Origin of the sequence: Zooshikella ganghwensis (genome assembly GCF_018263875.1) — a bacterium.
Classification (GTDB): Bacteria; Pseudomonadota; Gammaproteobacteria; order Pseudomonadales; family Zooshikellaceae; genus Zooshikella; species Zooshikella ganghwensis.
The window spans coordinates 150,634-176,495 of record NZ_JAEVHG010000010.1 but is presented as its reverse complement, the minus strand read 5'-3'; the positions used below and the strand labels follow the sequence as shown (position 1 = coordinate 176,495).

The following is a 25,862-nucleotide window of genomic DNA, read 5'->3' as shown; positions in this document are numbered from 1 at the left end:
TATGAACAAAAAAATAATCACTTTTGGAGAAGCCCCCCTTGTTATCGAGGATATTATCTCATTAGCTCAAGGGAGTGCTTTAGCCTCGCTTAGTAATACAGATGAGTATAATCAAAAAATAAAGGCTGGAGTTGATTATTTACATGCTTTACTGACTAAGGAAGGTGAAATTTATGGTGTTACCACAGGTTATGGTGATTCATGTACAGTCGGTGTTCCACTGAATCGCGTTCATGAGTTACCTATTAACCTGATGCGTTTTCATGGTTGTGGATTAGGTGATGTTTTTTCTGAAGAAGAAAGTGCTGCAATTTTAGCTGCTCGTTTAGCTTCATTAACGCAAGGTTATTCAGGGGTAACACCTGAGTTATTGAGTTTATTAGTATTATTACTCAACAAGCGAGTATTACCCATTATTCCTCAGGAAGGTTCTGTGGGCGCGAGTGGAGATTTGACACCATTATCATATGTTGCAGCAGTGTTAATGGGAGAGCGTGAAGTTTGGTATCAAGGACAACGATTACCGACAGTAGATGTATTTGAGCAGTTGAATATTCGCAGCATATGCTTGCAGCCTAAAGAAGGATTGGCCATTATGAATGGTACGGCAGTAATGACTGCTTTGGCATGTCTTGCATATAGCCGTGCTACTTATTTGTCAAAACTCACGACACGTATTACAGCAATGATGTCTATTGCTTTAGGTGGAAACCCTTATCACTTTGCTGAAGGGTTGTTTGCAGTTAAACCTCACCAAGGTCAAAACCAAATTGCAGCCTGGTTAAGAGCCGATCTAGCTGTGGCGGATAAACACGATACTGAAAAAAGACTACAGGACCGTTACTCCTTACGCTGTGCTCCCCATGTTATTGGTGTTTTACAAGATGCACTGCCTTGGTTTAGACAGTTTATTGAAACAGAATTAAATAGTGCAAATGATAACCCCATTGTCGATGGTATTAACGAGCGCATTTACCATGGAGGTCATTTCTATGGAGGGCATATTGCCTTTGCTATGGACAGTATGAAGCAGGCCATTGCGAACCTTGCTGATTTGCTAGATCGACAAATTGCTCTGATTATGGATACGAAATTTAACCAAGGACTTCCTGCGAACCTATCTGCGGCAACTTCATCTCATGCAATGATTAACCATGGTTTGAAAGCTGTGCAAATTGGAGCTTCCGCTTGGACTGCTGAAGCGTTGAAATTAACAATGCCAGCAAGTGTTTTTTCTCGATCAACAGAGTGCCATAACCAAGATAAAGTCAGTATGGGAACAATTGCCGCGCGTGATTGTTTACGTGTATTACAGTTAACTGAGCAAGTTGCTGCTGCAGGCTTGTTAGCTGTTCGTCAAGCGATAGGTATTCGTCATCAACAAAATGATACAGATGATAGTACGTTAACATTTCGAGTGCAGGAAATGTATGAGGCACTAACTGAAGATGTTGAGTTTATTGTTGAAGATCGTCCGTTAGAAACGGAGCTAAGATCACTGACATTAGCTATTCAAAAGCAGAAGTGGTGCTTATATGAAGCATGATGTTTATACATCTTTTCAAACTCATTGCTTATCAGTTGAAACCTTAATTAATGTACCTTTTTTTGATGTCGATTCTATGGGTGTTACTTGGCATGGTCATTATTTAAAGTACTTTGAACTAGGGCGATGTGATTTATTAAAAAAAATAGATTATACCTATCAGCAAATGAAAGCGTCTAATTATATTTGGCCTATTGTTGATTTACGCATTAAATATATTAAATCTGCTCGATTTGATCAGGTCTTGAAAGTAATTACTGAGCTTGTTGAGTATGAACATCGCTTAAAGCTTTCATACAAAATTGTGGATGTGGACGGAGAGCTGTTAACTAAAGCCACTACCATACAAATGGCTGTTGATATGATCACGGGAGAAACACTTTTCTGTTCTCCTGAAATTTTAATAGAAAAGGTTAAGGCTTATTATGCTGCGCAGTAAAGTAATTACTTTTTTGGTTTTATTTTTTGTCTCGCTACCTTTCATCGCCAAAGCAGCTTCTACTGAAAATGAGGCATTTTGGCAATATTGGCAGAACCAAATGTTAGCGAAAAGTCTTTCTGGAAAATTTTTACAAGAAAAGCACATTGCTGTATTAAGAAAACCGCTGGTATCTAAAGGTACATTTAAAGTTGAGAGTGATAAGGTTGATTGGATGATTAGCTTTCCCATTACAAAGCATTTTACCTTTGATCAGAATGGTATCGTTGATCACTCAAAGTCGACCAATCAAGCAAATGTAATCAGTAATGATCAGGCGCTAAAGCAGTTTAGTGCTATATTTAGGCCGTTGTTTACTGGAGATAAAACTCAATTACAGCAGTTTTTTTCTATTAATATCAGAAAACTAAGCGAAGATAAATGGGAGTTAGACTTACGTCCTAAGGATGAGTTATTACGTAAAGGGTTAGTTAATGTTGAGCTTTTGATTAATCAGGTAGTTAACATTATCCGTATTACTGAAACAAATGGTGACAAGACTTTGATTAAGTTACTTGATGTACAGACAGTTAGTACACAAAATTGAAAGTCAGGTTAGATGATTTATGAAGTTGAGGTTTTTTAGCTGGCTATTCATTTTATTCATTGTTTGTGCTTTATTCATAGTAAAGCTACTGCAAGGTGATGTGATTGAAACTAATATCATAGCACTGCTCCCAAAAACAGAGCAACAGCCAGATATTAGCCAGCTATCGTCAAAATATATAAGCAGTCATAATTCAAAGGTAGTTTTTTTACTTGGTCATAAGGATAAAGCACAAGCTATTCAGGTAGCAGAGGCATTTGCCAATAAACTTCGTCAAAGTGAGTTATGGAAAAATACAGTACTACGTCATGATCACTCGAAGCAACAGGCTTTCTACAGCTTTTATTACCCGTATCGTTATCATCGATTAACCACTAGGCAGCAACAAGCGCTTGAAACAAGAATGCTTGCTGACTGGGAAGGTGCTATTCAGCAGCAGCTGCTGAATCCTGCACATATGATTAGCAGTAGTTTACTTCAAAGTGATCCTCTATTCTTATTAAAAGAACAACTTCAACAGTTAACCCCGGCTACTAATAATCATTTTTCAATTGTGGATAACTTGCTGATAGCAGAAGCCGATGGCATCTACTATGTATTAATGAATTCAGAAGTCACGTTTGACGTATTTAATTTAAGGTTACAAAAACAAGCTGTTGAGGGGGTAGAAAGGTGGGTTGATCAGCTTAAAAGTCAATATGTTTCAACAGAAGTTGTATACTCTGGTGTTTTATTTCACGCAGAGGCAGGTGCCAGGAATGCGCAGTCCGATATTAGCTTTATAAGTATCATTTCACTGATTGGTATTTTTATTTTGTCGAGTGCTATTTTCCGCTCTTTGCAGCCTATTGGATTTTGTTTGTTAACGATCAGTGTGGGGATACTGGTTGCATTTACTCTGACTAGCTACTTGTTTGATAAAGTTCATTGGTTAACATTAGTTTTTGGGGCTAGTTTAATCGGTATTTCAGTTGATTATACTTTTCATTTTTTTACTGCGCGTCAGGCTGAGGAAACTAACTTTTCGCCTATGCGAGTTATTAAAAGAATTACACCTGCTGTTGGGTTAGGTATGTTTTCCAGTGTGATTGGTTATACGCCAATGATGACAGCTCCTTTTCCGGGTATAGTACAAATTGGCTTTTTTTCAGCAGTAGGTTTACTTTCAGCATTTTTGACAGTTATTTTATTTTTACCTTATTTATGTCAGCAGCCCAGCAAAAATAAAGGCTTTATAAACCTGAGCTTTTTTATTTCCTTACACCAATATCATTTACAATGTGCTTCAAAAACACTGTTATGGACAATGATGATATTGAGTTTAGTGGGAGCTGCTCTCTTATTCACTAAGTTGCCTGTGAATGACGATATTCGGTTATTACAACAGCTTTCCTCTGAGCGCCAGCAGCATGATCAAAAATTAAAGTCACTGACAGGGCAAAATCCGATTAATCAGTTTTATATTGTAACAGCAAAGACAGAAGAGCAACTATTACAGAAACAGGAAAAGTTGTTAACTGAACTTGTACCACTGATAAAACAGGGAGTATTAAGCCATGTCAGTAGTGTTGCTCAGTGGGTTCCTTCAAAGCAGCAGCAAATACATAATTTAAAGTTATTACAGAAAAATATGCCACCAGAACAACTCGACCAGTTGTTAAGTAAATTAGGATATACAAAAGACGCAAAACAAAAGGCATTGCAAGTTTATCAGTCAAAAACTCAATTAGCTTCATTTAAGAGTGATTCTGAAGCCTCATCCTTGTTGACAGTACGTCATTGGCTGTCAAGTCCAGTGAGTCAATATGTTAGTGCTTTATGGCTTGGTAAGTATACACAGGGCTATGCTGCGGTGATGCAATTAGTGGATGTTAAGGATATAACTGTAGTACGTGACTTAGCAAGTAAAGACTCAGGTATATATTTCATTAGTAAAGCGGATGATATTACAACTGTGCTATCTCGCTATCGTCACCTTATCGTTAAACTGGCATTTATAGCTTACTTATTTATTTATTTATTCTTGGGCTGGCGCTATGGGTGGTTGAAAGCATTACTTATTATACTGCCACCGTTAACGGCAGCATTAACGGCAATAGCTTTAGTGGGAACCTTTCTTCAGCCAATAAATTTATTCAATATTTTGGCATTTATTTTGATAATGGGGGTAGGAATTGATTATACAGTTTTCTTGCAAGAAGATAAAAAACATCGTTTAAGCACTTATATTGCAATTTTACTATCAGCAGGTACCACAGTTTTAGCCTTCGGTTTACTATCGTTAAGTTCTACTAATGCAGTTCAAACTTTTGGCTTTACTGTTCTAATAGGTATTTCATTAGCCTTTATTTGGGCTCCCTGCAGTTTGAGGAAAAAGATTAGTCACTCTCTAACTGAAAATGATGTTAATCAACAGGCTAAGAGGCACTCGTGATGAAGAATATGCTTTTGCAACCCGGTAAGCAGTCTGTTGATGTGTTAATTATCGGAGCAGGACCTGCTGGTTGTGTTGCTGCTGCCTATCTTTTAGAACAGGGGATAACGGTCAAGATACTCGAAAAAAGCCAATTTCCTCGTTTTTCTATTGGTGAAAGTTTATTGCCCCAAACGATGGAGATATTACAGCAGACTAACTTATTACAGCCTGTCATAGAGGCTGGATTTCAATATAAAAATGGATCGATATTTCGTTGGCAGGACGAGCAGGTTGAGTTTGATTTTAGGGAAAAATTTTCACCAGGCTGGGGGATAACATATCAGGTCCAGCGTGATAAATTTGATTCAATACTCGCCAGTCAAGTTGAAAGTAAAGGTGCAGAAGTCATTTATCAAGCCACAGTCAAACATATTGACTATATAGATGGTGGAGTTCGTGTTGCTTGGTATGATGGTGATGGTAATGTTCACTCTGAAACAACTCAATTTATTTTGGATGCTAGTGGCTTTGGGCGTGTACTCCCTAAATTATTAAAGATTGAAGAGCCCTCAAGCTTGCCATTTCGGCAGTCGTTATTTACCCATGTTATTGATCAAATACCCTTGACAAGATTTGATCGGAATAAAATTATTATTACAGTGCATCCTCAGGATACTCAGACATGGATGTGGTTAATCCCTTTTGCTGATGGATCTTCGTCGTTGGGTGCTGTTGCTACTCCTGAATTTTATCAACAATTTGCGGGATTAAGTCCCGATCAAATGCTTGAACGTATTTGTCATGCAGATTCTTATTTATCAAATCTTTTAAAAGGAGCACGTAATAAATATTCTGTAAGGCAGATAGGGGGTTACTCATCTAGTGTTAAATCTTATTACGGTGATCGATATGCTCTGCTGGGTAATGCCGGTGAATTTTTAGATCCTGTTTTTTCTTCAGGAGTGACTATTGCCTTTAAGTCAGCTCAATTAGCGTGTGATGTTTTAACAAGGCAATTTGCAGGGGAGCCTGTTTGTTGGCATCAACAGTTTGTAGAGCCTTTGTTAGGAGGTATAAATACTTTTAGAGCATTTGTGGATGCTTGGTATGCAGGGGCATTATTGCCAATATTGTGTTATCCCAAGAAGGACCCTGATGTAACTGCAATGATTAGTTCTGTATTAGCAGGTTATGCTTGGGATACGCGTAATCCTGTAGTACAGGATGCACGAAAATTTCTACGACTTATCTCAGGGTTATGCCAGTGATGAATGTCTATTTATTTGGTAAATTAATTGCACAGCTAAAAATGTACTTTTTTCAAATAAAAAAGGCTGTTAACGATAATGTGCTTAATGCTCGGTTGTTACTTTTAATTTTCTGTTGTTTTTTATTTGCTGGTTGTAATCACTGGTCTGAAAGAAGTGAAGTCAATAGACTGAGTAATAATAATGATTCCTCAAAGGAGTTTACGCCAACCCTATTACCAGGATTAACGTGGATTAAAAAGCCTTTTGTACTGACTCAAAATATATCAATCCTATTTAAAGGTAAACAGCTTTCATTGCTAACACAAACAGAAGTAACACCTAAACGGATTACAATTGTAGGGCTAAGCCACTTAGGACAGCATTTATTTACGGTATCGTATAATGGAAAGGATATTGAGAAAAAGTATTATTTACCTGAAGCACCTGTAGACTTAAATTATATCATGCAGGATTTTTTGTGGGTTTATGCCCCTCTGTCGGTCTTACAGCAACGTTTACAGGTAAAAAATTATTTAATTCGTGATGAAATTGTTGCATCTCAACAGAGCAATCAATTAAGCGAAGTGAATGAATCAAGTGCCTTAAAGAAACGTTTTATTAATTCTCAGCAGCAACAAACAGTCATCAGTTATCGGCAACGTCGACTTAATCAGTGGGATGTTCAATTAAAGAGTTCAGTTCGTCACTATGAAGTACAAATTATAACAGTGGAGCAACAGCAATTATGAGCTCATCTCAGTTTGGTTTAACTGCTGTGGGTATGACTTGTAGCCTGGGTAGTGATTTATCACAAATAGCTGCGCGATTATTCAGTGGTTGGCAGCAGGGAATAAAACCATCTTGTCAGTTCACCCCTGATAAAGAAATAGCCGTGGCGGCTGTTAATGATGTACTACCTGCAATAGAGCTTGCCGATAAACAATACCACTGTCGAAATAGTCAGCTTTTGCAAGCTGCTATTTTGCAAATAGCTGATCAAGTAGCTGAATTGTGTCAACGGTATGGCGCTGACCGCATAGGTGTTGTTGTTGGTTCAAGTACAGCAGGCGTTTGGGAAGTAGAAAAGGCAGTTGCCTGTTATCAGCAAACGAATAAGTTACCTGATGTATTCCATTATACACAGCAGGAAATGGGAAGTGTTGCAGCATTTGTAGCACAAAGTCTATCACTATCAGGAATTGCCTATACGGTTTCTACAGCCTGCTCTTCCAGTGCAAATGTATTTGCCAGTGCCCAACAACTCATTAAAAGTAATTTGTGTGATGCGGTGATTGTTGGGGGAGCAGACAGTTTGTGTCAATTAACCGTGAATGGTTTTATGAGTTTAGAGTCTGTTGCAAAAGGTGTTTGTAATCCTTTCAGCTTGAATCGATCAGGTATTACCTTGGGTGAAGGTGCTGCTTTGATGGTAATGGAACGTGAACCTGCAGAGATTAACTTTTTAGGTGCAGGTGCTGCATCGGATGCGCATCATATATCTGCACCGCATCCTGAGGGTGATGGCGCTAAGCTGGCAATAAAGCGAGCACTGCAAAATGCAGAGATTGATGCAACGGATGTAGACTATGTTAATTTACATGGTACGGGTACCCAGCAAAATGATGCGATGGAAAGCTTAGCCATGCAGGCTATTTTTTCTCAGGGTGTTCCTGCTAGCTCAACCAAAGGCATGACTGGGCATACATTAGGTGCTGCTGGTGCGATTGAGGCAGCTATTTGCTGGTTAACATTATCGAAATCCTATAATCCTCAACGTTTATTGCCCCCTCATCTTTGGGATCACTGTTTGGATCCTCAACTACCCTCATTAGCGCTGGTAAAAGCCAATACTTCGTTGAATTCCTTAAATGTTGCCATGAGCAATTCATTTGCCTTTGGTGGTAATAATGTCAGTCTGTTATTTGGAGTGAGCTAATGGATGTGACAGCTATTCCTATCACGAAACTTATTCCGCATCGTCAGCCAATGTGTTTAATTGATAGCGTTGTTGCATTTGCTGATAAAACGATAGTAGCTGCGTTTACGGTGAATACGAATAATATTTTTTTAACCGATGAAGGTTATGTGCCGATATGGGTTGGGCTAGAGTATATGGCTCAAACTATTGCGACTTATACAGGACTAAATCATTACCTCAAGTGTGAACCTATAAAACCTGGGTTTTTACTAGGTACGCGTCGTCTTGAAACTAAGGTCGCAGGTTTTTTTCTGCAACATACTTATTGGGTTTCCGCGACTGAAGTCTATGATGACAATGGATTAAGTGTTTTTGAGTCCATAGTGCACCCCGCTCAAACTGAAAATATCCCCTTAGCTGAAAAATCGAAAGTTGATAAATGGCTAGCGCGTGCTTCAGTTAATGTTTTTCAACCCGATGATCCTTCTCAGATGCTACAGCAGTCAGTGTTATGAATAAAAGTGTATTAATTACAGGTGCAAGTCGCGGTATTGGTAAAGCAACAGCTGTCATGCTCGCCCAACAAGGGTATGAAGTTGTTATTAATTATCGCTTAGGCAAACAGGCGGCGGAAAAAGTATTAGCAGATATTTTGGCTCAGGGCGGGCGAGGGCGACTGTTACCGTTTGATATTAGCGACCGTAGTCAGGTACAACAGGCTATTGAAAACGATATGGCTGAGCATGGTGTTTATTATGCTGTGGTGTGTAATGCTGGAGTGCATAGTGATAATGCTTTTCCGGCAATGGCTCCTGAGCAGTGGGATAGTGTTTTAAGTACTAATCTAGATGGTTTTTATAATGTATTACACCCTGTGATTATGCCTATGGTTCGGCAACGTCAACCGGCTCGTATTGTTACATTATCATCAGTATCTGGTGTGCAAGGTAATCGAGGACAGGTGAATTATAGTGCGGCTAAAGCAGGGATTATTGGGGCGACAAAAGCCCTGGCATTAGAGCTTGCAAAGCGCAAAATAACAGTTAACTGTGTTGCACCTGGCTTGATTGATACGGATATGACCGAGGCTGTGAGTGACCAGCTGTTAAAGGAAATACCTGCTAAGCGAGCTGGCTCTGCAGAAGAAGTAGCCGCAACTATTGCATTTTTACTTTCACCTGCGGCTGCTTACATTACTCGACAAGTGATTTGTGTTGATGGAGGGTTGAGCGGATGAAGCGTGTTGTTGTTACAGGCATGTCTGCCTTAACCTCACTGGGAGATAATTGGGAAAGCGTGCTATCGGCTTTACGCGCTAAAAAAACAGGTATTTGCCAAATGCCTAGCTGGGAGCAATATGAGGGGTTGTTGACTAATCTTGCTGCACCTGTCGTAGATTTTACATTGCCAAAACATTACACCCGTAAAAAAACGCGCAGTATGGGTCGGGTATCGCAAATGGCAACATTAACCGCTGAACGTGCTTTAGACCAAGCAAAATTACTAGAATCTGAGCAAATCAGTTCTGGGGCAATGGGTATTGCTTACGGTTCATCAGTAGGGAGTACATCGCCTATGGTGGGTTTTGGTCGTATGTTAAGTGATCATACGACACAAGGTATTAGTGGGACCAGTTATATACAGATGATGAACCATACTGCTGCAGTTAATATGGGGTTATTTTTTGGCATTAAAGGACGAATAATTCCAACTAGCAGTGCCTGTACATCAGGTAGTCAAGGACTGGGTTTTGCCTATGAAGCCATTAAATATGGTTTGCAACCATTAATGCTTGCTGGTGGCGCTGAAGAGTTATGTCCAACGGAAGCGGCAATTTTTGATACCTTATATGCAACAAGTACATGCAATGATACTCCACAGTTAACCCCAAGACCATTTGATAAAAATAGAGATGGGCTAGTGATTGGAGAAGGGGCCTGTACTTTTGTTTTAGAGGACTTAGAGCATGCATTGCGTCGTGGTGCGACGATTCTTGCAGAAGTGGTTGGTTTTGCCACAAATTCTGATGGTGCGCATGTAACTCAGCCTCATGCCTCGCAAATGGCAGAAGCAATGCGCATTGCGCTTAGTGATGCAGGGCTGACTGCGTCAGAAATTGATTATATTTGTGCTCATGGTACAGCTACTACGCGAGGTGACATTGCGGAGAGCCAGGCAACATATGATGTATTTGGTGGTAATACGCCTATTAGCTCATTAAAAAGTTATTTTGGCCATACTTTGGGGGCATGTGGGGCTATAGAAGCATGGCTATCTATTAACATGATGCAGGAAGAATGGTTTGCTCCAACAGTCAACCTTGTTAATCCTGATCCAGAATGTGCACCTCTGAATTATATTATGAGTGATGGTATGGTACGACACTGCCAGTACGTAATGAGCAATAATTTTGCGTTTGGTGGGATTAATACATCACTGATTTTCAAGCGTTGGCTTGGCGAGTAAGTAGTTAAACTCTTTCCTAGATTTCATTAAAACTGAGCTGAATCCTTCTCCATCAGGTGATGATGGAGAAGAAAACAGTTGCAACGTGAAGTGCCTAAAGTGCGAAGTCTTTAAGCTTTTTCAGAGGCCGAACTTTAACTTGCATAGAAGCTGGCTTGGCTTTAAACATCATTTCTTCTCCCGTGAAAGGATTGACACCTTTACGGGCTTTAACTGCTGGCTTTTTCTTAGTTGTGATTTTGAGAAGGCCTGGAAGGGTGAATTCACCACAACCACGTTTTTTGATATGACGCTCAATTACCTCGCTTAGTCCATCAAGTACGTTAGAAACATCCTTTTTGGTAAGGCCAGTGTTTTCGGCAATTTCATTAAGGATTTGTGTTTTAGTGTAGCGTTCTGTGATTGCTGTTGCTTTCTTGGCTGCGGCCATGACATTACCCCTTCATTAGAGTTACAAGGAAAAAATAATACAACTATTGGTTTATGACAATTAGAAAAACAATTCTTTGAGTTAAATTTTGTTTTCTTAGTAGTTTTGTGAAAGCTGTAATAGTAATAGCTTAGCTTAGTAAGTGTCTATCTTACTAGAAAAAGGCGCAACCTTTAGTCTTGTTCACTAGCTTATATTTGCTTGTACAGTAGATAGTCATTGCATGAAAGATGACAGTTTGAGTGTATTGTTTGAGCTATTTTTGGGGTTAAATAGGACCTTATGAGAAGTGTTGGACATGATTATTTCGCTCTTTAAGCATTTGTATAGTTACATTGTGGGGGTAGCAAAGGCTAGTACAAAGCTTCGGTCATAGTACAAAAGTTTCGTTTCCTTTAGGCAGATTGTGGGTATCTGTTTAGCCAATTATGTGTCATAAAGGGCACTGCAGGGATAGCCAGTGGCCTATTTCATTTTTATACTTGTCTTGCCAAAGCTTTGCTGCATCCATATAAGAGTGCCGGTCATACTCATACAAAGCAGATGCTTCAGAGATCATTTGATTAGTAAAACTGATACGTTTTATAAGCTCAAATGCACAAGGCCATACTTCAGGGAATCGCTTTGATACTGCTTTTTTTAGCCAGCCATTTTTAGGGTTGCCGCAATCCATTGTTTCATAGGGGTTTGGTCCCCACTTAGGGTCAGATGTGCAGGATGGCTCATAAGGAGGAAACTCGACAAAACGACCTTCTATACGACTTTCTACCCAGTTCGGTGTCCAGTTGAAAATGAGTAAAGGTGTTTGTTTTTTTATAGCCAGTAAAATGGTTGGCTTAAAGGCTTCGCCACCAATTTTCTTTAATAAAAAGTTAAGTTTGAGAGAGCGGATACGCTTACCCTCTCGTTTATCCCAGGGCCCCGTAATATAAACACCTTTTTCGCCTGAATAGTCCATGATAAAAAGGTGGGAGCAGCTATTCAGCGATTTCCAGTTAGGTAAGCCTTTACACATCTTTTCAACATATGCTGGATACCACCACTCTTCTCTTGTCGTTGCGCTGTGGTTTCCTGCATCAATGATAAGTTTTTGTTCAACCATTCGTAAAAAGTCTCTGGCCATAGAGCCTTCCCAGACTTCAAGTTGTAAATCTATTTCTCCTAGCCGAATGGCTCCCCATTGTTTAGCGGTGCTGATTTCTCGATAAAAAATGTTATAGCCTTGTTTTTCCAGTAAGTTACCAATTGCATAAGATAGTACAATTTGACTAGCCCAGTCGTTTAGGGCAATGGTTATATGGGCTGACTTTTGATCGTGAGCCGCAGATGTTATAGGTAAATAGTATAAGAATAAAAAAAGTATTGGGTATATTTTCATAAGAGAAAGATCTTAAGCTGTGTATTCAATTTGCAAAGAAAAAATGCTTTAAAACTTATAGGTTAGCAAAAGAGTACATCACCCTATACCTTGGACAGATCAATTTTATACATGGTCATCTATAGCGCTTACTCTAATAGGCCAGCGAATCTGCGCTAATGGACGCATTAGTAAGATTTGTTGTCAGGACTTAAGTTGGTTCACGAAAGGTATACCAGTTGTACCGTTGGTTGGAATAATCTTCTGAAGATTATCTACTTGACAGTTGCCCCTAAAGATACTTCGCTGTGGGTATATTATACTGTTTAGTTGAATAAGTATTAGGCGTATTAATGGATAAAATTTTGGCGTGAAATGTTAATGTAATGGATATACTTGCAGATAGTAACTTGTGTAAAAAAATTTGATAAAGCAAAAGGATATTGCCGAACTATTCAGTTTGAGCCTGAAAAGGAATTTTTGTAATGTACTCATCACAGGGATATATCCAAAATACTATGCATAGAGGCCGAGTACTAATTGTTGATGATGACCCGTTAAATCTCAAGATTTTACATAATATCTTGCTAGACGATTATGATGTTTTTATTGCAAATAATGGAAAACAAGCTCTTAATTTTTGTAAAAAGGAAGAGATGCCTGATTTAATTTTACTTGATGTTGTTATGCCAGGTGTAAATGGCTTAGATGTTTGTAAATGCTTGAAAAGTAACGAGTCTACCGAAGATATACCCGTTATATTTATCACATCCCAAAATACTATTGAACAGGAAAATATGTGTTGGGTTGTTGGCTGTACCGATTTTATTCCTAAACCTGTAAATCATTTAACACTTAAGCATCGAGTGAGAACTCATTTAATGATGAAACGTCAAGCTGAGCTACTGAAAAAGTACGCTTGGCTTGATGGTTTGACAGGTGTTTGTAATAGAAGATATTTTGATGAGCATTTTAAAAAAGAATGGCGAAGGTGTATGCGCAGTGTGGCACCTTTATCATTAATCATGTTTGATATTGATTATTTTAAAAGTTATAACGATACCTATGGCCATCTAAAAGGTGATACATGCTTGTGTCGTGTGGCTGAAACTATAGCAAGAAGACCACAGCGGGCAGGAGATCTAACAGCCAGATATGGTGGAGAAGAGTTTGCGGTTATTTTACCTGAAACATCATTACAAGGGGCTGTTTTTCTCGCAAAGGCTATTGGCGAAGAAGTACAAGCACTAAATATATCTCACTCATCATCAGCAGCTAGTAAAAAAATTACACTAAGTGCTGGTGTCGCGACAGTAATACCTGATAAAAGCGCTCAACCCGCTCACTTAATTCAAGATGCGGATGCTCAGTTATATCGTGCTAAACGCAATGGTAGAGCACAGGTTTGTAGCACTTTAAATGAGAGTAACTTTGTTTATGTCAATAGTATACCCTTTACGAATCATTTATAGGGCTTGTTGTTCGTGTTTTTGACCATCAGTGTGGAGGGAATGCAGTTTATGCTGCGTCTTCCCGTCGCTTATTATTGTAACCACCCAACAGCGCTCTTTATCAATTAAATGCGCTACCTATAAATATTCATGGCTGACTGTAAATGAATACTATAATTTAATATGTTTCACTATTAGTGAGCATGCTATAGCTCTGGCTTGTTTAAACTAAATTATATAAAAGGTGATCGAATGTTCCTAAAAAAAATATTGCTGACTTATTTTATGTTTGCATCTTTCTCAGCTGTTGGTAATGAAACTTGGTTGATAACATCCTTGAATTGGGAGCCTTATTCTGGTGATGAAATGACAAATCAGGGGAACTCCATTCAAAAACTACGAAATATCTTAAAAAAAGATGGTATCACTCTGAATGTAGAGTTTTATCCTTGGAAGCGTGCTCAAGAGATGGCTTTAAAAAAGGGGTACATTGGTTATTATCCCGCTTGGCCCGAGGAAGTAGGACAGGGGTTTGTTGCCTCAAAGCCGGTTGACTGGTCTGAGATTTCAGTACTTAAACGAACCGGTGCAACAGTTGAATTTTCCACTATTGATGAATTATTTGAAAGATATGATGTGGGTATTGTTAAATCCTATGTATATCCTAACGAAATTAGCCAGGCAATGAAAAAATATCCTAGCCATGTTGAGGGTGCATCAAATGAAATGTCATTATTGAAGAAAATATCTAAAGGAAGAAATAATGTTGCGATCACGGACCCAAACGTAATGCTTTATTTGGCAGATAAAAATGGAATATTGAATATAGAATTAGTTAAAACCTTAATGCAAAAAGAATTGGTTGTTGCATTGAGAAATGATGACGAAAATAAAGCGCGTATAGAGCGTATCAATAAGTTGTTGAGTGAAATAAATAACTAGTAACTCTGGAGTATCGTATTATATGAGTTTTTAAGTCTTACTCTGGAAAAATGTAATTTATATGAGTAAAGCAATATTTTTTCTTACTTTATTGGTAGTAACGCTAATCACAGTGCCACTACAAGCTAAAGACATTTGGAAAATAACCTCTCTTAATTGGGAACCATACTCTGGTGATGCTATGACACACCAAGGAAATTCCATCCAAAAATTAAGAGCAATTTTGAATGCAGAAGGCGTTAAACTTGTTGTTGAGTTTTATCCTTGGCTACGTGCTAAAGAGGTTGCTCGAAAGAAAGGTTATATTGGCTACTTTCCTGCATGGCCTGAGGAGGTAATTGAGGGCTTTGTAGGATCAAAACCTATTGATTGGTCTGAAGTCGCTGTTATGAAAAGGGGGGATACTCAGGTTGAATATAACTCAATTGATAAGCTATTTGAAGTGTATAGTATTGGATTGGTAAAAACCTATATTTATCCCGAGATAATAGACTCAAGAATACAAAAATACACTAAAAATATTGAATGGTCATCTAATGAATATTCATTGCTTAAAATGTTAGCGTCGGGTAGAAGTCATGTGGCAATAACTGATCCTAGTGTTATGTTGTACCTTTCTGAAAAAGAGGGGATTTCGGATATCGAAGTATTAACTGTTTTAATGGAAAAAGAGCTGGTTATTGCCTTTCGAAATGATGAAGAAAATCTTAAAAAATTAAAGTGGTTAAATAATTTTTTGATCAAACTGCAAAATTGAACTTAAATTGCAACTGCCGTCTCTCTAAAATAAAGCTAAAAGAAAAGGATGCACAAGAATATTCTTCTTATGCATCCCATAGTATGGGGATTTAGCTATCTTTTAAACTCGCCATATCGATGACAAACCGATATTTTACATCACCTTTTTTCATCCGTTGGTATGCTGTATTAATATCTTGAATGTTAAGCATCTCAACATCACAGTTGATATTATGCTCTGCGCAAAAATCCAACACCTCTTGTGTTTCAGCTATTCCACCAATCAGGGAGCCTGTAAGTATACGGCGTTTCATGACTAACACACTGGCTTGTAGTGCCGGTTCAATGGGCTCTAATAGCCCAACTATGATATGAACACCATCATATTTAAGACAGTTAATGTATGGGTTTAAGTCATGTTGGACAGGTATTGTATCTAATAAAAAGTCAAAAGTTTCTGTTGCTGAAGACATCTGCTCTTGATCACTGGAAATAATAACATGATCTGCACCTTGTTTTTTAGCTTCTGCTACTTTGCTTGCTGAACGAGTAAAAATAGTTACTTCAGCACCCATGGCTTTGGCGAATTTTACGCCCATGTGACCTAGGCCACCCATACCTATAATTCCAACTTTGTGGCCTGGTTGGATATTATAATGCTTAAGCGGTGAGTAGGTGGTTATACCTGCACAAAGAATCGGTGCTGCAGTGGCTGGATCAAGTTGGTTGGGTATATTTAAAACAAAGCGCTCACTAACAACAATCGTTTCAGAGTAACCGCCAAAAGTAATATGTTGATCATGGCGATCCTGTCCATTATAGGTGCTGACCATACCTTCTTGACAGAATTGTTCCACACCTTCATGGCATGCTGAACATGTACGACAGGAGTCGATCATACATCCCACACCGACAATATCACCTTCTTTATACTGAGTTACACTTTTACCTACAGCAGTTACATGGCCGATAATTTCATGCCCAGGAACCACAGGATAAATACTCATGCCCCAGTCATTTTCTGCAAAATGAATATCAGTATGGCATACACCACAATAGTCTATTTCGATAGCTACATCATCGTCTCTGAGCGCGCGTCGCTCAATATTATGAGGTGCTAGACCTGATGTTGCGGATTGTGCTGCATAGGCTTTCGTTAGTGTCATGTGAGTATTTCCCTATTTAAAATTAAGGAGGGAGTCGCCGTAGGCGATTTGGCTTTATTGTGAGGGTCCTTGTTTTTTTTGCCATCAACAAAAGTATGGTATTTTTGCCAATTCCTCCAGATTTATTATCCTTGATTGAATCAGGGGAGCTACTGGCAGCATACTGAGTCGTCAAGTGATTCGTAAAGTATAGGTTTAATATGGGTTGTCCTGAGATGTTGGCGCTAACTCGCCAGCTCGTAAAACATGATGGAATCTCCGAAACGCTGTTGCCTGAAGTGTTCCTTTTTTCAAGCCATAAACCACAACCTAGGGTTCCTTTAATGTATCAGCCTAGTCTGTGTATTATTGCTCAGGGGCGAAAAATCGGCTATTTAGGTGATAGGGAGATTCATTACGATGAGGGTCATTATTTAGTACAAACCTTACCTTTACCTTTTGAGTGTGAAACCTTTGCATCTGAAGAGACACCATTATTTGGTATTTCTGTCAGTATTAATGCGGCTACATTAGCGGAGCTGGTTTTAGCATTGGCTGGTCCGCAATCGAAAGAGGGTAATGCAGAGCTGCCAAAACCTATGGATTCTGTGGCCATGACGATTGGTATGGAAGAAGCCGTTATAAGGCTGTTAAGGGCTTTACATGATCCTCAAGCGGCTAGAGTGGTGGGAAGTAATAGAGTAAGGGACGTTATTTTTGAAGCACTTCAGGGGGCACAAGGGCCTGCACTAAAGGCTTTGGTTCAAAACCAAGGACATTACTCGCGAATTGTACAGGTTTTGACTCAAATGCATTCAGAGCTGGCAGATGAAATTTCCGTTGAACAGTTAGCGCGTCGGGCAAATATGAGCTTATCAACATTTCATCATCATTTTAAACAAGTTACTCGTTCTTCTCCTATACAATATCTAAAAAGGCTTCGTCTTATAAAAGCACAGCTATTACTGAGTCATGATGAGTTAAATGTCACTCAAACGGCATCTGCAGTAGGCTATAAAAGTGTTAACCAATTTAGCCGGGATTATAAGCGCTATTTTGGGGTGAGTCCTATCCAGCATAAAGTCTAGGTAAGATAGGACTCAGACATATTAATCCGTTAAGCTGATTGCTGGATTGGCCTCATCAAGAAAACCATCATCTTTTATTTGTTTTAAAAGGTAACGATACATATTCTTACGTACTTTGGGTACCACTGAAAAGTCATGGGATGGGAAAGCAAATATCATAGGTAGCCATTGAACTAAAGTTACAGAGTCCTTCAAAAGGTATTTTTTCTGACGACCTTCTTTATTCTGAATAATAGCATTTACTTCATAGTTAGATGTTGCCCAGGATGGAATTGTATATAGGCTTAAACCAGTAATAAATGCTGGTATAAGGGCTGCAGGGTTACCTGCTTCAGTGATTATTAGCTCAAGTTTTAATTCAGCCTCAGGATCATTCGCTGATATACGGCTAAAATAACCTGATTTTTCAAGAACAGTTGTAAGTTCACCTTTAATAATATTTTGAGCAAATTCTGGTTGCTTCGATGGTTTTGAAAATCCTCCTTTTGCTAGAGAAGTAAAAGAAAGTGATTTTTTATTTTTGATATTAATATTGGTTTTATCTAGCGATGTACTGGGGATATTACCTCCTTCGTACATTGCGCAGCCAGACATAAGAGAAATTAAATATATAATTATTAGCGTTGAAAGTTTATTCATTTTTTACTGCTATTAAGTAAGGATAGAGTTGGTGATTAAATGGAGGTATTCTAGTAGTAATGTTTAATTTTTAAATGGTTTTCAAGATACTCCTGAATATAAATGATTTAAGTCAAGATTAGAGCAGGCTGCTCTGTGGGTTGGATGCTGAGAGTAGATTTAGGAATGCTAAGTTTTATTGACGCCAAAATAAACGTAAATGGTGGCGCGCAGGTTTTCAGGCAAAAAAAAGACCGACATGTTGTCGGTCTTTTAAAATATGGTAGCTACGAGTGGATTTGAACCACTGACCCTCGCATTATGAATGCGATGCTCTAACCAACTGAGCTACGTAGCCAAAGGATGGCGCGTATTTTAGGGGTTTTATGTTTAATGTCAACCCCTTGTCATGCTCTTTTTAACCTATCGATGTTTATAGCCCTTTCTTGCGTTATATATGCTTGGCAAAGGTTATAGGTTACACATTAAAACGGAAGTGGATAACATCACCATCTTGTACAATATAGTCTTTACCTTCAAGGCGCCATTTTCCAGCTTCCTTAGCACCCTGTTCACCATTGTGGGTAATGTAGTCATCGTAGCTGATAATTTCGGCTCGAATAAACCCTTTTTGAAAGTCTGTATGGATAACACCCGCAGATTCAGGGGCTGTTGCACCAATTTTTGTGGTCCAGGCTCTTACTTCTTTTACCCCAGCAGTAAAATAAGTTTGTAAGCCGAGTAATTGATAGCCTGCTCTGATTACACGATCTAAGCCAGGTTCTTCCATGCCCAAGTCAGCAAGGAATTCATCACGCTCTTCATCTTCAAGTTCTGCAATTTCCGCTTCAAGTTTATTGCAAATAGGAACAACCACTGCGCCTTCTTGAGCAGCAATTTCTTCGACCACTTTTAAATATGGGTTGTCAGTAAAGCCATCTTCGTTGACATTGGCAATATACATGGTTGGCTTTGTCGTGAGCAGGTGAAATTGCTTGATTTGAGCATGCTCATCTTCAGTGAGGGAGAGTGAGCGAACTGGAAGGCCTTCGTTCAAGTGAGGTAAGAGCTTTTCAAGCATTGCTTTTTGTTTTATTGCTTCTTTATCGCCGCTTTTGGCAACTCTCACGAGGCGCTGCAATTGACGCTCAACACTTTCTAAGTCAGCCAGTGCAAGTTCAGTATTAATGACTTCGATATCTCTGGCAGGGTCCACCTTGTTAGCTACATGAATGACGTTGCTATCTTCAAAACAACGTACAACATGAGCAATTGCGTCAGTTTCACGGATATTAGCAAGGAACTGATTACCAAGCCCTTCGCCTTTGGATGCTCCTTCAACCAAGCCGGCGATGTCAACAAACTCCATACTGGTAGGAATTACACGCTCTGGCTTTACTATCTCGGCTAATGCGTTGAGGCGAGGGTCAGGCATAGGAACTACACCTGCGTTAGGTTCAATTGTGCAGAAAGGAAAGTTTTCAGCGCCAATACCAGCTTTAGTCAGAGCATTAAAGAGAGTGGACTTACCCACATTAGGTAAACCAACGATACCGCAGTTAAAACCCATGGTCTGTGTTCCTTTCGCTTGAAAAGTAAGTTTAGCCTTTAAAACGGTGCAACTGTTGTACTGCTAATTGCCAAGAGCCAGTGATTGCTTCAGGTAACAGGTGAGTTGCCTCATGCGAGACAGCATCGATTAAATCCTGCTCTTGTCGTGGCGCTCGACTTAACACAAAGCCAACAACCTGTTCTTTAATACCTGGATGACCAATACCAATGCGCAGGCGAAAAAAGTCTTTGCAGTTTCCCAGTTTATTAATGATATCTCGCAGGCCATTGTGGCCACCGTGACCACCACCCTGTTTTAAACGGGCAATGCCTGGAGCTAAATCTAATTCATCATGGGCAACAAGAATGGCTTCAGGAGGGATTTTGTAAAAGTTAGCGTAAGCTTGAACAGCTTTGCCGCTGAGATTCATGTACGTTGTGGGGATAAGTAGATGTAGGGTTCGCCCTTTAACCTTTACTTGTGCTACCTCACCATGGAATTTCTTCTCAGGGTGGAGGGTTGTACCGAACTTACGGGCTAACCCTTCAACAAGTATGGCACCAGCATTGTGCCGAGTATTAACATACTCGGCACCAGGATTCCCTAGGCCGACAACTAACTGAATGTTTGCTTCGGGGATCATTTTAGCCATGTTGGCAAAACCTCAGACTACTCTTCAGTTGTTTCTTCGTCAGAGCCTTCTTCAGCAGAAGCACGCGTAGCTTGTACAACTGCAACGGTATTATCGTGGTCTGCCCCATGAGAGAGTTCAACGAGCTCAACACCTTCAGGCATTTTCAAGTCAGACAAGTGAACACTTTGACCCACTTCGATGTCGGTCATATCAACTTCAATAAACTCTGGCAGGTTAGCTGGCAGACAGCGAACTTCAACTTCAACAGCTGAGTGAGCAACTACACCACCGGCTTTTACGCCAACGCTCTTATCTTCGTTAATGAAGTGTAAAGGTACGTGGGTAGTGATTTTTTGGTTAGCACTTACACGCAAGAAGTCTGCATGCATGATGAAACCTTTAGCAGGGTGACGTTGTAAGTCTTTCAGTATTACCTGCTCTTGCTGGCCATCAAGCTCTAGAGTCAGGATATGAGAGTAGAAAGCCTCATTTTCGAGCGCTTTAGCGATATCTTTTTGAGGTACAGAAGCTTGCGCAGGTGCTTTTTGGCCACCATAAATAATAACTGGAACTTGTTGCGTTTCACGACGCAGGCGGCGGCTCGCACCTTTCCCTACATCTTCACGCTTTTCCAGTGTTAAAGAAAATTCGTTAGACATTGAAGAACTCCTGAATAAGGTCAAATCCACTGTGGCATCTCGCGACCAAGAGCACAGCAATAAATTGCCACAAAAAAGGCGCGCGAATAATAACCTATTTCTTAGGCTTTTGCTCGCATTTTTTAAGATTTTGATGGCAATTGAGGGGCATAGGGGTAAGTAATTTACCCCCATAAGTATAGAGCTTTAGCTAATAATCAGCGAAAGAGGGCGCTGATTGATTCTTCATTACTAATTCTGCGTACGGACTCAGCAATCAGGTGTGACATATCCAGCTGACGGATTTTACTACACTGTTTAGCGGCTGAAGAAAGAGGAATGGTATTGTGGACAACCAGCTCATCGAGTTGAGAGGAGTTAATGTTATCCATCGCACGGCCAGAGAGTACAGGGTGTACACAGTAAGCCAGGATTCTGGAAGCGCCTTTTTCTTTCAATACGCGTGCTGCCTGGCAAAGAGTGCCTGCAGTATCAACCATGTCATCAACCAGAATACAGGTACGCCCTTCAACATCACCAATAATGTTCATGACTTCAGCCTGATTGGCAGCTGGTCTTCGCTTATCAATGATAGCTAGATCTGTGTTGAGTTTTTTGGCGATTGCACGAGCGCGGACCACACCACCAATATCAGGAGAGACAATAATAAGGTCCTCAATACGTTGCTGAGAAATATCATCCAGCATGATGGGGGAGCCATAGATATTGTCTACAGGAATATCAAAGAAGCCTTGAATCTGATCTGCATGTAAATCAACTGTTAACAGCCGATCAACACCTACTGCAGTGATCATATCAGCCACTACTTTGGCGCTAATTGGGACTCGGGTAGATCGGGGGCGTCTATCCTGGCGAGCATAGCCAAAATAGGGAACAACAGCAGTAATACGGTTGGCGGAAGAACGGCGTAAGGCATCAGCCATAACGACCATTTCCATCAAGTTGTCATTGGTAGGAGCACAGGTGGATTGAATAATAAAAACATCTTTACCGCGGACGTTTTCATTAATTTCGACAGCGATTTCACCATCACTGAAACGACCGACGTAAGCGCGACCAAGAGGAATACTTAAGTGATCGACAACCTTTTGAACCAGATCCGGGTTTGAATTGCCCGCAAAGACCATCATTTTAGACACGGTAATTACCTTTTTGGGTCATATTTTTTGATGGGTTGGGATAGGTGGTGTGAAACTTAATTTGGCTGGGGTGGGAGGATTCGAACCTCCGCATGACGGGATCAAAACCCGTTGCCTTACCGCTTGGCGACACCCCAGTGTCTTGTGTGTTACCGGGTGCGAATTATATTGAATTCGTCCGGCTTTGCAAGTGTTTGTGTAATATTGACTGGTTACACCCTCTTGCAAGGAAGGCTTGCAGATCACCCGGTAGCTGCTTAAAAGCTCGTTCGGCGCTGTTTTTATCTGCAAATTCAGCAAATAGACAAGCACCTGTTCCGGTCAATCTTGTCGGGGCGAGATTATTAAGCAATTTGAAAACTTTATCAACCTCTGGATAACGCTTTCTAACAATTGCCTCGCAGTCGTTTCTAGCACCCCGCTGCAAGTAGGCGGCAACTGTAATAGGATCAGAGTCTCTTGTCAAATCTGGGTGTTGAAAAATTTCGGCTGTACTGATGTGGCAGTTTGGCTTTACCAGAATAAACCAAGGTTCTGGCAGTACTACTGGAGTTAGTTGTTCACCCACACCTTCTGCCCAGGCTGCCTGCCCATGAACAAACACAGGGACATCAGCCCCAAGCTGTAATCCAAGTTCGGCAAGTTTTTCATTAGAGAGACGGGTTTGCCAAAGTATGTTCAAGCCATGTAAAACGGTTGCGGCATTAGAGCTGCCTCCCCCAACACCACCACCCATAGGTAAGCATTTGTGAATTGAAATATCGACACCCAGGGAGGTATTGGTTGCTAACTGTAGTATTTTGGCAGCTTTGATCGCTAAGTTATCGTAATCAGCCAAACCCGCAAAAGGTGTCAGTAAGTTGAGTTTCCCATCATCACGCACTGTCATGGTGATGTCATCAGCTAAATCAAGAAACTGAAACAGGGTTTGGAGCTGATGGTAGCCATCAACTCTGCGCCCTAAGATATGAAGAAACAAATTAAGCTTTGCGGGTGCGGGGAGTGTTAGCTGCTGCATAGGCTGAAATAAAATGAGTCTCGATTAAAAGTGCCATTCACTAATAATGAACGTTAATTTGTACTGGTCATTACTGACTCTGATCTTTCTAGGCAGCCATAGGTTATTAAACTGCTGATAATCGAAATACTTAATTTCCCAGCCATTTTGTTTGATTTCTGCCAGCAGGCCCTGTTCGTTCAGATTAGGTTGGGTATCACTGGATGGGTCAGGAATGCCTTTAATCCAGTGTTGCATATTAGAAATAGGCAGTGTCCAGCCAAGCTCACGAGCGAGTAGTTGTTCTGGGCTGTCAGCGGTAAATAGTCTTGAATCAGCTGTATTCATGACAACCCAGCCTGGTTTGCCCATGATTTCAGCAACACCCTGACCTAAAGGTCCAGATAGACGAATAGTATAAAGGTGGTTTTGTTGCTCCCAGTCCAAGTAAGCACTAGAGCTGTCATTTGGCGTACGAATACCTAGCTTACCTTCTAATGACCAGGTATCAATTTTCGATAATTGTTGCTGGTGCTTCAGCCAAAACTTTTCTCGCTCGCTTAAGTTAAGCGCTTGTTTTTCTTTATCGAAGGGCCAGTAGTCTGTTTTGACACTTTGTAATAAAGAACACCCACTGGCAAGTAACGCCAGTGTCACAATAAGAAATAAGCGAAATGTCTTCATAAGATTGTTTGGTTAAGGTCTATGGTTTTTGGACATTGAGGCGTTGCATTGTACGCTGCAGAATTTCACTATCTGGCTTTTCTTGCAAGGCTTTTTGCCAAACATCGAGCGCTTCTTGTTTTTTGCCCAATACCCAGAGCACTTCACCGAGATGTGCTGCAACCTCATGATCTGGAAAGGCTGCAAACGCTTTGCGAAGCAAGGTTAATGCTTGTTGATGGTTGCCAAGTCGAAACTCTACCCAACCCAAGCTATCAATAACCGCAGGGTCATTGGGTGTAATACTGTAGGCTTGCTCAATTAATTTTTTGGCTTCTTGCAGGCGATTGGTTTTATTGGCGAGAGTATAACCAAGCGCATTGAGGGCAAGGGCATTATTGGGGTCTAGCTTAATAATTGAGCGAAGATCTGACTCCAAAAGGTCAAGGTTGCCCATTTTTTCAGCAACCATGGCTCTCGCATATCGTAGGTTAATATGATTGGGTTCTGTTTGTAATGCTTGGTCAAGCGTTTGCTTGGCCTCTGGGTAGGCCTGCTGGTTGCTGTAGGCTTCGGCCTCAATCATATAAAGTTGCGCGGATAGCTTAGGGAAATCTTTACGGGCCTGATTAAAGTAATCAGTAATAGCTTTGGTTTGCTTTTGTTCTAGCAAGATTAGCGCTAGCTGATAGTAAGCCTGAGAAAACTCCTGGCTTGGCTCAACCTTTGTGTAAAACTGGATGGCTTTATCAAACTGTTTTTGTTCTTCTGCAATCCGACCTAGATAATAATTAGCAGCATTACTGAGTTGCTTATCACTTTGCAACTGCTTGAAATAGCTTGCGGCCTTTTCGTACATTTCATTTTCGAGGGTAATCAGACCCAGTGAAAAAATAATTTTGGAGTCATTAGGTGATAATTTTTGCAGTTCAGTAAACTGAGTTTGAGCGTCTTCTAGTTTTTTCTGATGTATTAGGGTGCGTGCGTATAGAAGACGAAGGCGTACATCTTCCTTATGACTCTTTATGGCTTTTGCCAGGTAGTTTTCAGCTTCTTCATACTGTTTGAGGTGAATGAGTAAGCGGCCTTTGAGGTTGATGACTTTGGGGGAAGGCTCACTGTCATCCAGTACTTCGTCAACAAGTTCCAGACTTTGCTGATACTGTTCATTTTGTTCAAGCAATAATGCTTTGGCAAAGCGCAGTTGTGTGTTTTCAGGATGCTGTGCTAGTGCCTGGTTAAACATGGCTATGAGTTTAGTGCGCTCTGAGCTAGGTAATTCAGCGGCATTGAGGGCGATAAAGTCAAAGTGGGTTTCACCATCTAATGCCAGAGACTCAAGCATTGCCTGCAAGGCTGCTTCAAACTGACCGTTATAGCTTAAGTGAATAGCTTTGGCTTGGAGGGCGCGGGTATTGGCCGGATCCGTTTCACTCCATAAAGAGGCTGCTTGTAGGGCAGCCTGCTTGGCACCAATATATTGGGCAATTTGATAGGCACGTTCAGCCACACCTGGGTCTTTAGTTTTTTGTGCTTCGCGTAGGTAATTTCCCAGGCCAATATCAAAGCGCTGCTGCTTATTTGCCAGTTCAGCTAATAGCAATGCGTATAGAGTGTCAGGAGTGAAAGAGGCTGTAGGGGGGGCTTCAGTTTGCTGTGATGCTTTTTTATCCTCTGAAGGCTTTAGCCCGGTACAACCTGCAAGTGTGGCACAAAGCGTAACTGTTAATAAGAGTGTTCCATTGCGAAGTGTGGTCATCAATGTTTAATACCTACGTAATCGATAGTTCGCCAGTCACTTACCAAGCGCAGAAAAGCGCCTCGCCAG

25 protein-coding genes and 2 tRNA genes are annotated in these 25,862 nt (G+C 40.4%); 14 read left to right on the top strand and 13 right to left on the bottom strand.

Annotated features, from left to right (window positions below):
* Position 1: 1 nt before the first annotated feature.
* Genes KHS79_RS15160 through KHS79_RS15115 form a run of 10 tightly spaced genes read left to right on the top strand, consistent with a single transcriptional unit; the run spans position 2 to position 10,621 of the window.
* Positions 2 to 1,546 carry an HAL/PAL/TAL family ammonia-lyase gene (locus KHS79_RS15160; protein WP_212720068.1) on the top strand — a complete coding sequence of 515 codons (1,545 nt, stop codon included), beginning with the start codon at positions 2 to 4 and terminating at the stop codon, positions 1,544 to 1,546.
* Positions 1,536 to 1,985, top strand: coding sequence for an acyl-CoA thioesterase (locus tag KHS79_RS15155; RefSeq protein WP_212720067.1), 450 nt, complete (start codon positions 1,536 to 1,538; stop codon positions 1,983 to 1,985). The genes KHS79_RS15160 and KHS79_RS15155 overlap by 11 nt, the downstream gene beginning before the upstream one ends.
* Entirely contained in the window at positions 1,972 to 2,571 is a 600-nt protein-coding gene (locus KHS79_RS15150; RefSeq protein WP_212720066.1) for an outer membrane lipoprotein carrier protein LolA, read from the top strand. Before KHS79_RS15155 ends, KHS79_RS15150 begins: the two co-directional genes overlap by 14 nt.
* A gap of 19 nt (positions 2,572 to 2,590) precedes the next feature.
* On the top strand, positions 2,591 to 5,005 hold the full coding sequence (locus KHS79_RS15145) for an MMPL family transporter (RefSeq protein WP_212720065.1): 2,415 nt from the start codon (positions 2,591 to 2,593) through the stop codon (positions 5,003 to 5,005).
* A complete protein-coding gene (locus tag KHS79_RS15140; RefSeq protein WP_233468442.1) occupies positions 5,005 to 6,255 on the top strand; it encodes an NAD(P)/FAD-dependent oxidoreductase in 1,251 nt (416 codons plus the stop codon). Before KHS79_RS15145 ends, KHS79_RS15140 begins: the two co-directional genes overlap by 1 nt.
* Entirely contained in the window at positions 6,255 to 6,986 is a 732-nt protein-coding gene (locus KHS79_RS15135; RefSeq protein WP_212720064.1) for a DUF3261 domain-containing protein, read from the top strand. The genes KHS79_RS15140 and KHS79_RS15135 overlap by 1 nt, the downstream gene beginning before the upstream one ends.
* A complete protein-coding gene (locus KHS79_RS15130; protein WP_212720062.1) occupies positions 6,983 to 8,173 on the top strand; it encodes a beta-ketoacyl-[acyl-carrier-protein] synthase family protein in 1,191 nt (396 codons plus the stop codon). Before KHS79_RS15135 ends, KHS79_RS15130 begins: the two co-directional genes overlap by 4 nt.
* Entirely contained in the window at positions 8,173 to 8,670 is a 498-nt protein-coding gene (locus KHS79_RS15125; protein WP_212720060.1) for an ApeP family dehydratase, read from the top strand. Before KHS79_RS15130 ends, KHS79_RS15125 begins: the two co-directional genes overlap by 1 nt.
* Positions 8,667 to 9,392 (top strand): 3-oxoacyl-ACP reductase FabG, encoded by a 726-nt coding sequence (gene fabG / locus KHS79_RS15120; RefSeq protein WP_212720059.1) that lies wholly within the window; start codon positions 8,667 to 8,669, stop codon positions 9,390 to 9,392. The genes KHS79_RS15125 and fabG overlap by 4 nt, the downstream gene beginning before the upstream one ends.
* Positions 9,389 to 10,621 carry a beta-ketoacyl-ACP synthase gene (locus KHS79_RS15115; RefSeq protein ID WP_212720058.1) on the top strand — a complete coding sequence of 411 codons (1,233 nt, stop codon included), beginning with the start codon at positions 9,389 to 9,391 and terminating at the stop codon, positions 10,619 to 10,621. Before fabG ends, KHS79_RS15115 begins: the two co-directional genes overlap by 4 nt.
* Positions 10,622 to 10,715: 94 nt before the next feature.
* Here the strand turns inward: KHS79_RS15115 and KHS79_RS15110 are convergent, their stop codons facing one another.
* Entirely contained in the window at positions 10,716 to 11,051 is a 336-nt protein-coding gene (locus tag KHS79_RS15110) for an HU family DNA-binding protein (RefSeq protein WP_027708843.1), read from the bottom strand.
* A 433-nt stretch (positions 11,052 to 11,484) separates the two neighbouring features.
* A complete protein-coding gene (locus KHS79_RS15105) occupies positions 11,485 to 12,429 on the bottom strand; it encodes an ABC transporter substrate-binding protein (protein ID WP_212720057.1) in 945 nt (314 codons plus the stop codon).
* Between the two features lie 464 nt (positions 12,430 to 12,893).
* On the opposite strand from KHS79_RS15105, the gene KHS79_RS15100 reads away from it, so the two are divergent.
* The 3 genes from KHS79_RS15100 to KHS79_RS15090 all read left to right on the top strand — a co-directional run bounded on the left by KHS79_RS15100 (position 12,894) and on the right by KHS79_RS15090 (position 15,558).
* A complete protein-coding gene (locus KHS79_RS15100) occupies positions 12,894 to 13,880 on the top strand; it encodes a GGDEF domain-containing response regulator (RefSeq protein ID WP_212720055.1) in 987 nt (328 codons plus the stop codon).
* A 231-nt stretch (positions 13,881 to 14,111) separates the two neighbouring features.
* On the top strand, positions 14,112 to 14,801 hold the full coding sequence (locus KHS79_RS15095; protein ID WP_212720053.1) for a substrate-binding periplasmic protein: 690 nt from the start codon (positions 14,112 to 14,114) through the stop codon (positions 14,799 to 14,801).
* 61 nt (positions 14,802 to 14,862) lie between these two features.
* Positions 14,863 to 15,558 (top strand): substrate-binding periplasmic protein, encoded by a 696-nt coding sequence (locus KHS79_RS15090; protein WP_212720051.1) that lies wholly within the window; start codon positions 14,863 to 14,865, stop codon positions 15,556 to 15,558.
* Between the two features lie 91 nt (positions 15,559 to 15,649).
* On the opposite strand, the gene KHS79_RS15085 is transcribed toward KHS79_RS15090, so the two are convergent.
* Entirely contained in the window at positions 15,650 to 16,705 is a 1,056-nt protein-coding gene (locus KHS79_RS15085; protein WP_212720049.1) for an NAD(P)-dependent alcohol dehydrogenase, read from the bottom strand.
* Positions 16,706 to 16,905: 200 nt separating this feature from the next.
* Between KHS79_RS15085 and KHS79_RS15080 the strand changes: the two genes are divergently transcribed.
* Complete coding sequence (locus tag KHS79_RS15080) at positions 16,906 to 17,772, top strand: AraC family transcriptional regulator (protein WP_212720047.1); 867 nt, start codon at positions 16,906 to 16,908, stop codon at positions 17,770 to 17,772.
* 21 nt (positions 17,773 to 17,793) lie between these two features.
* On the opposite strand, the gene KHS79_RS15075 is transcribed toward KHS79_RS15080, so the two are convergent.
* The 10 genes from KHS79_RS15075 to KHS79_RS15030 all read right to left on the bottom strand — a co-directional run bounded on the left by KHS79_RS15075 (position 17,794) and on the right by KHS79_RS15030 (position 25,793).
* Entirely contained in the window at positions 17,794 to 18,411 is a 618-nt protein-coding gene (locus tag KHS79_RS15075) for a hypothetical protein (protein ID WP_027708196.1), read from the bottom strand.
* Positions 18,412 to 18,671: 260 nt separating this feature from the next.
* Positions 18,672 to 18,748, bottom strand: a tRNA-Met gene (locus KHS79_RS15070).
* Between the two features lie 120 nt (positions 18,749 to 18,868).
* On the bottom strand, positions 18,869 to 19,960 hold the full coding sequence (gene ychF, locus KHS79_RS15065; protein WP_027708195.1) for a redox-regulated ATPase YchF: 1,092 nt from the start codon (positions 19,958 to 19,960) through the stop codon (positions 18,869 to 18,871).
* A gap of 31 nt (positions 19,961 to 19,991) precedes the next feature.
* Complete coding sequence (gene pth, locus KHS79_RS15060) at positions 19,992 to 20,585, bottom strand: aminoacyl-tRNA hydrolase (RefSeq protein WP_212720107.1); 594 nt, start codon at positions 20,583 to 20,585, stop codon at positions 19,992 to 19,994.
* Between the two features lie 26 nt (positions 20,586 to 20,611).
* Positions 20,612 to 21,235, bottom strand: a complete 624-nt coding sequence (locus tag KHS79_RS15055) for a 50S ribosomal protein L25/general stress protein Ctc (protein ID WP_212720046.1) — start codon at positions 21,233 to 21,235, stop codon at positions 20,612 to 20,614.
* 197 nt (positions 21,236 to 21,432) lie between these two features.
* On the bottom strand, positions 21,433 to 22,374 hold the full coding sequence (locus tag KHS79_RS15050) for a ribose-phosphate pyrophosphokinase (protein WP_027708192.1): 942 nt from the start codon (positions 22,372 to 22,374) through the stop codon (positions 21,433 to 21,435).
* 62 nt (positions 22,375 to 22,436) lie between these two features.
* Positions 22,437 to 22,511, bottom strand: a tRNA-Gln gene (locus KHS79_RS15045).
* Positions 22,512 to 22,537: 26 nt separating this feature from the next.
* Positions 22,538 to 23,392, bottom strand: a complete 855-nt coding sequence (gene ispE / locus KHS79_RS15040) for a 4-(cytidine 5'-diphospho)-2-C-methyl-D-erythritol kinase (RefSeq protein WP_212720045.1) — start codon at positions 23,390 to 23,392, stop codon at positions 22,538 to 22,540.
* Positions 23,393 to 23,416: 24 nt separating this feature from the next.
* Positions 23,417 to 24,055: a lipoprotein insertase outer membrane protein LolB gene (gene lolB / locus KHS79_RS15035; RefSeq protein ID WP_212720044.1), complete on the bottom strand. Its 639-nt coding sequence runs from the start codon at positions 24,053 to 24,055 to the stop codon at positions 23,417 to 23,419.
* 19 nt (positions 24,056 to 24,074) lie between these two features.
* Positions 24,075 to 25,793, bottom strand: coding sequence for a tetratricopeptide repeat protein (locus tag KHS79_RS15030; protein ID WP_212720043.1), 1,719 nt, complete (start codon positions 25,791 to 25,793; stop codon positions 24,075 to 24,077).
* Positions 25,794 to 25,862: the final 69 nt, after the last annotated feature.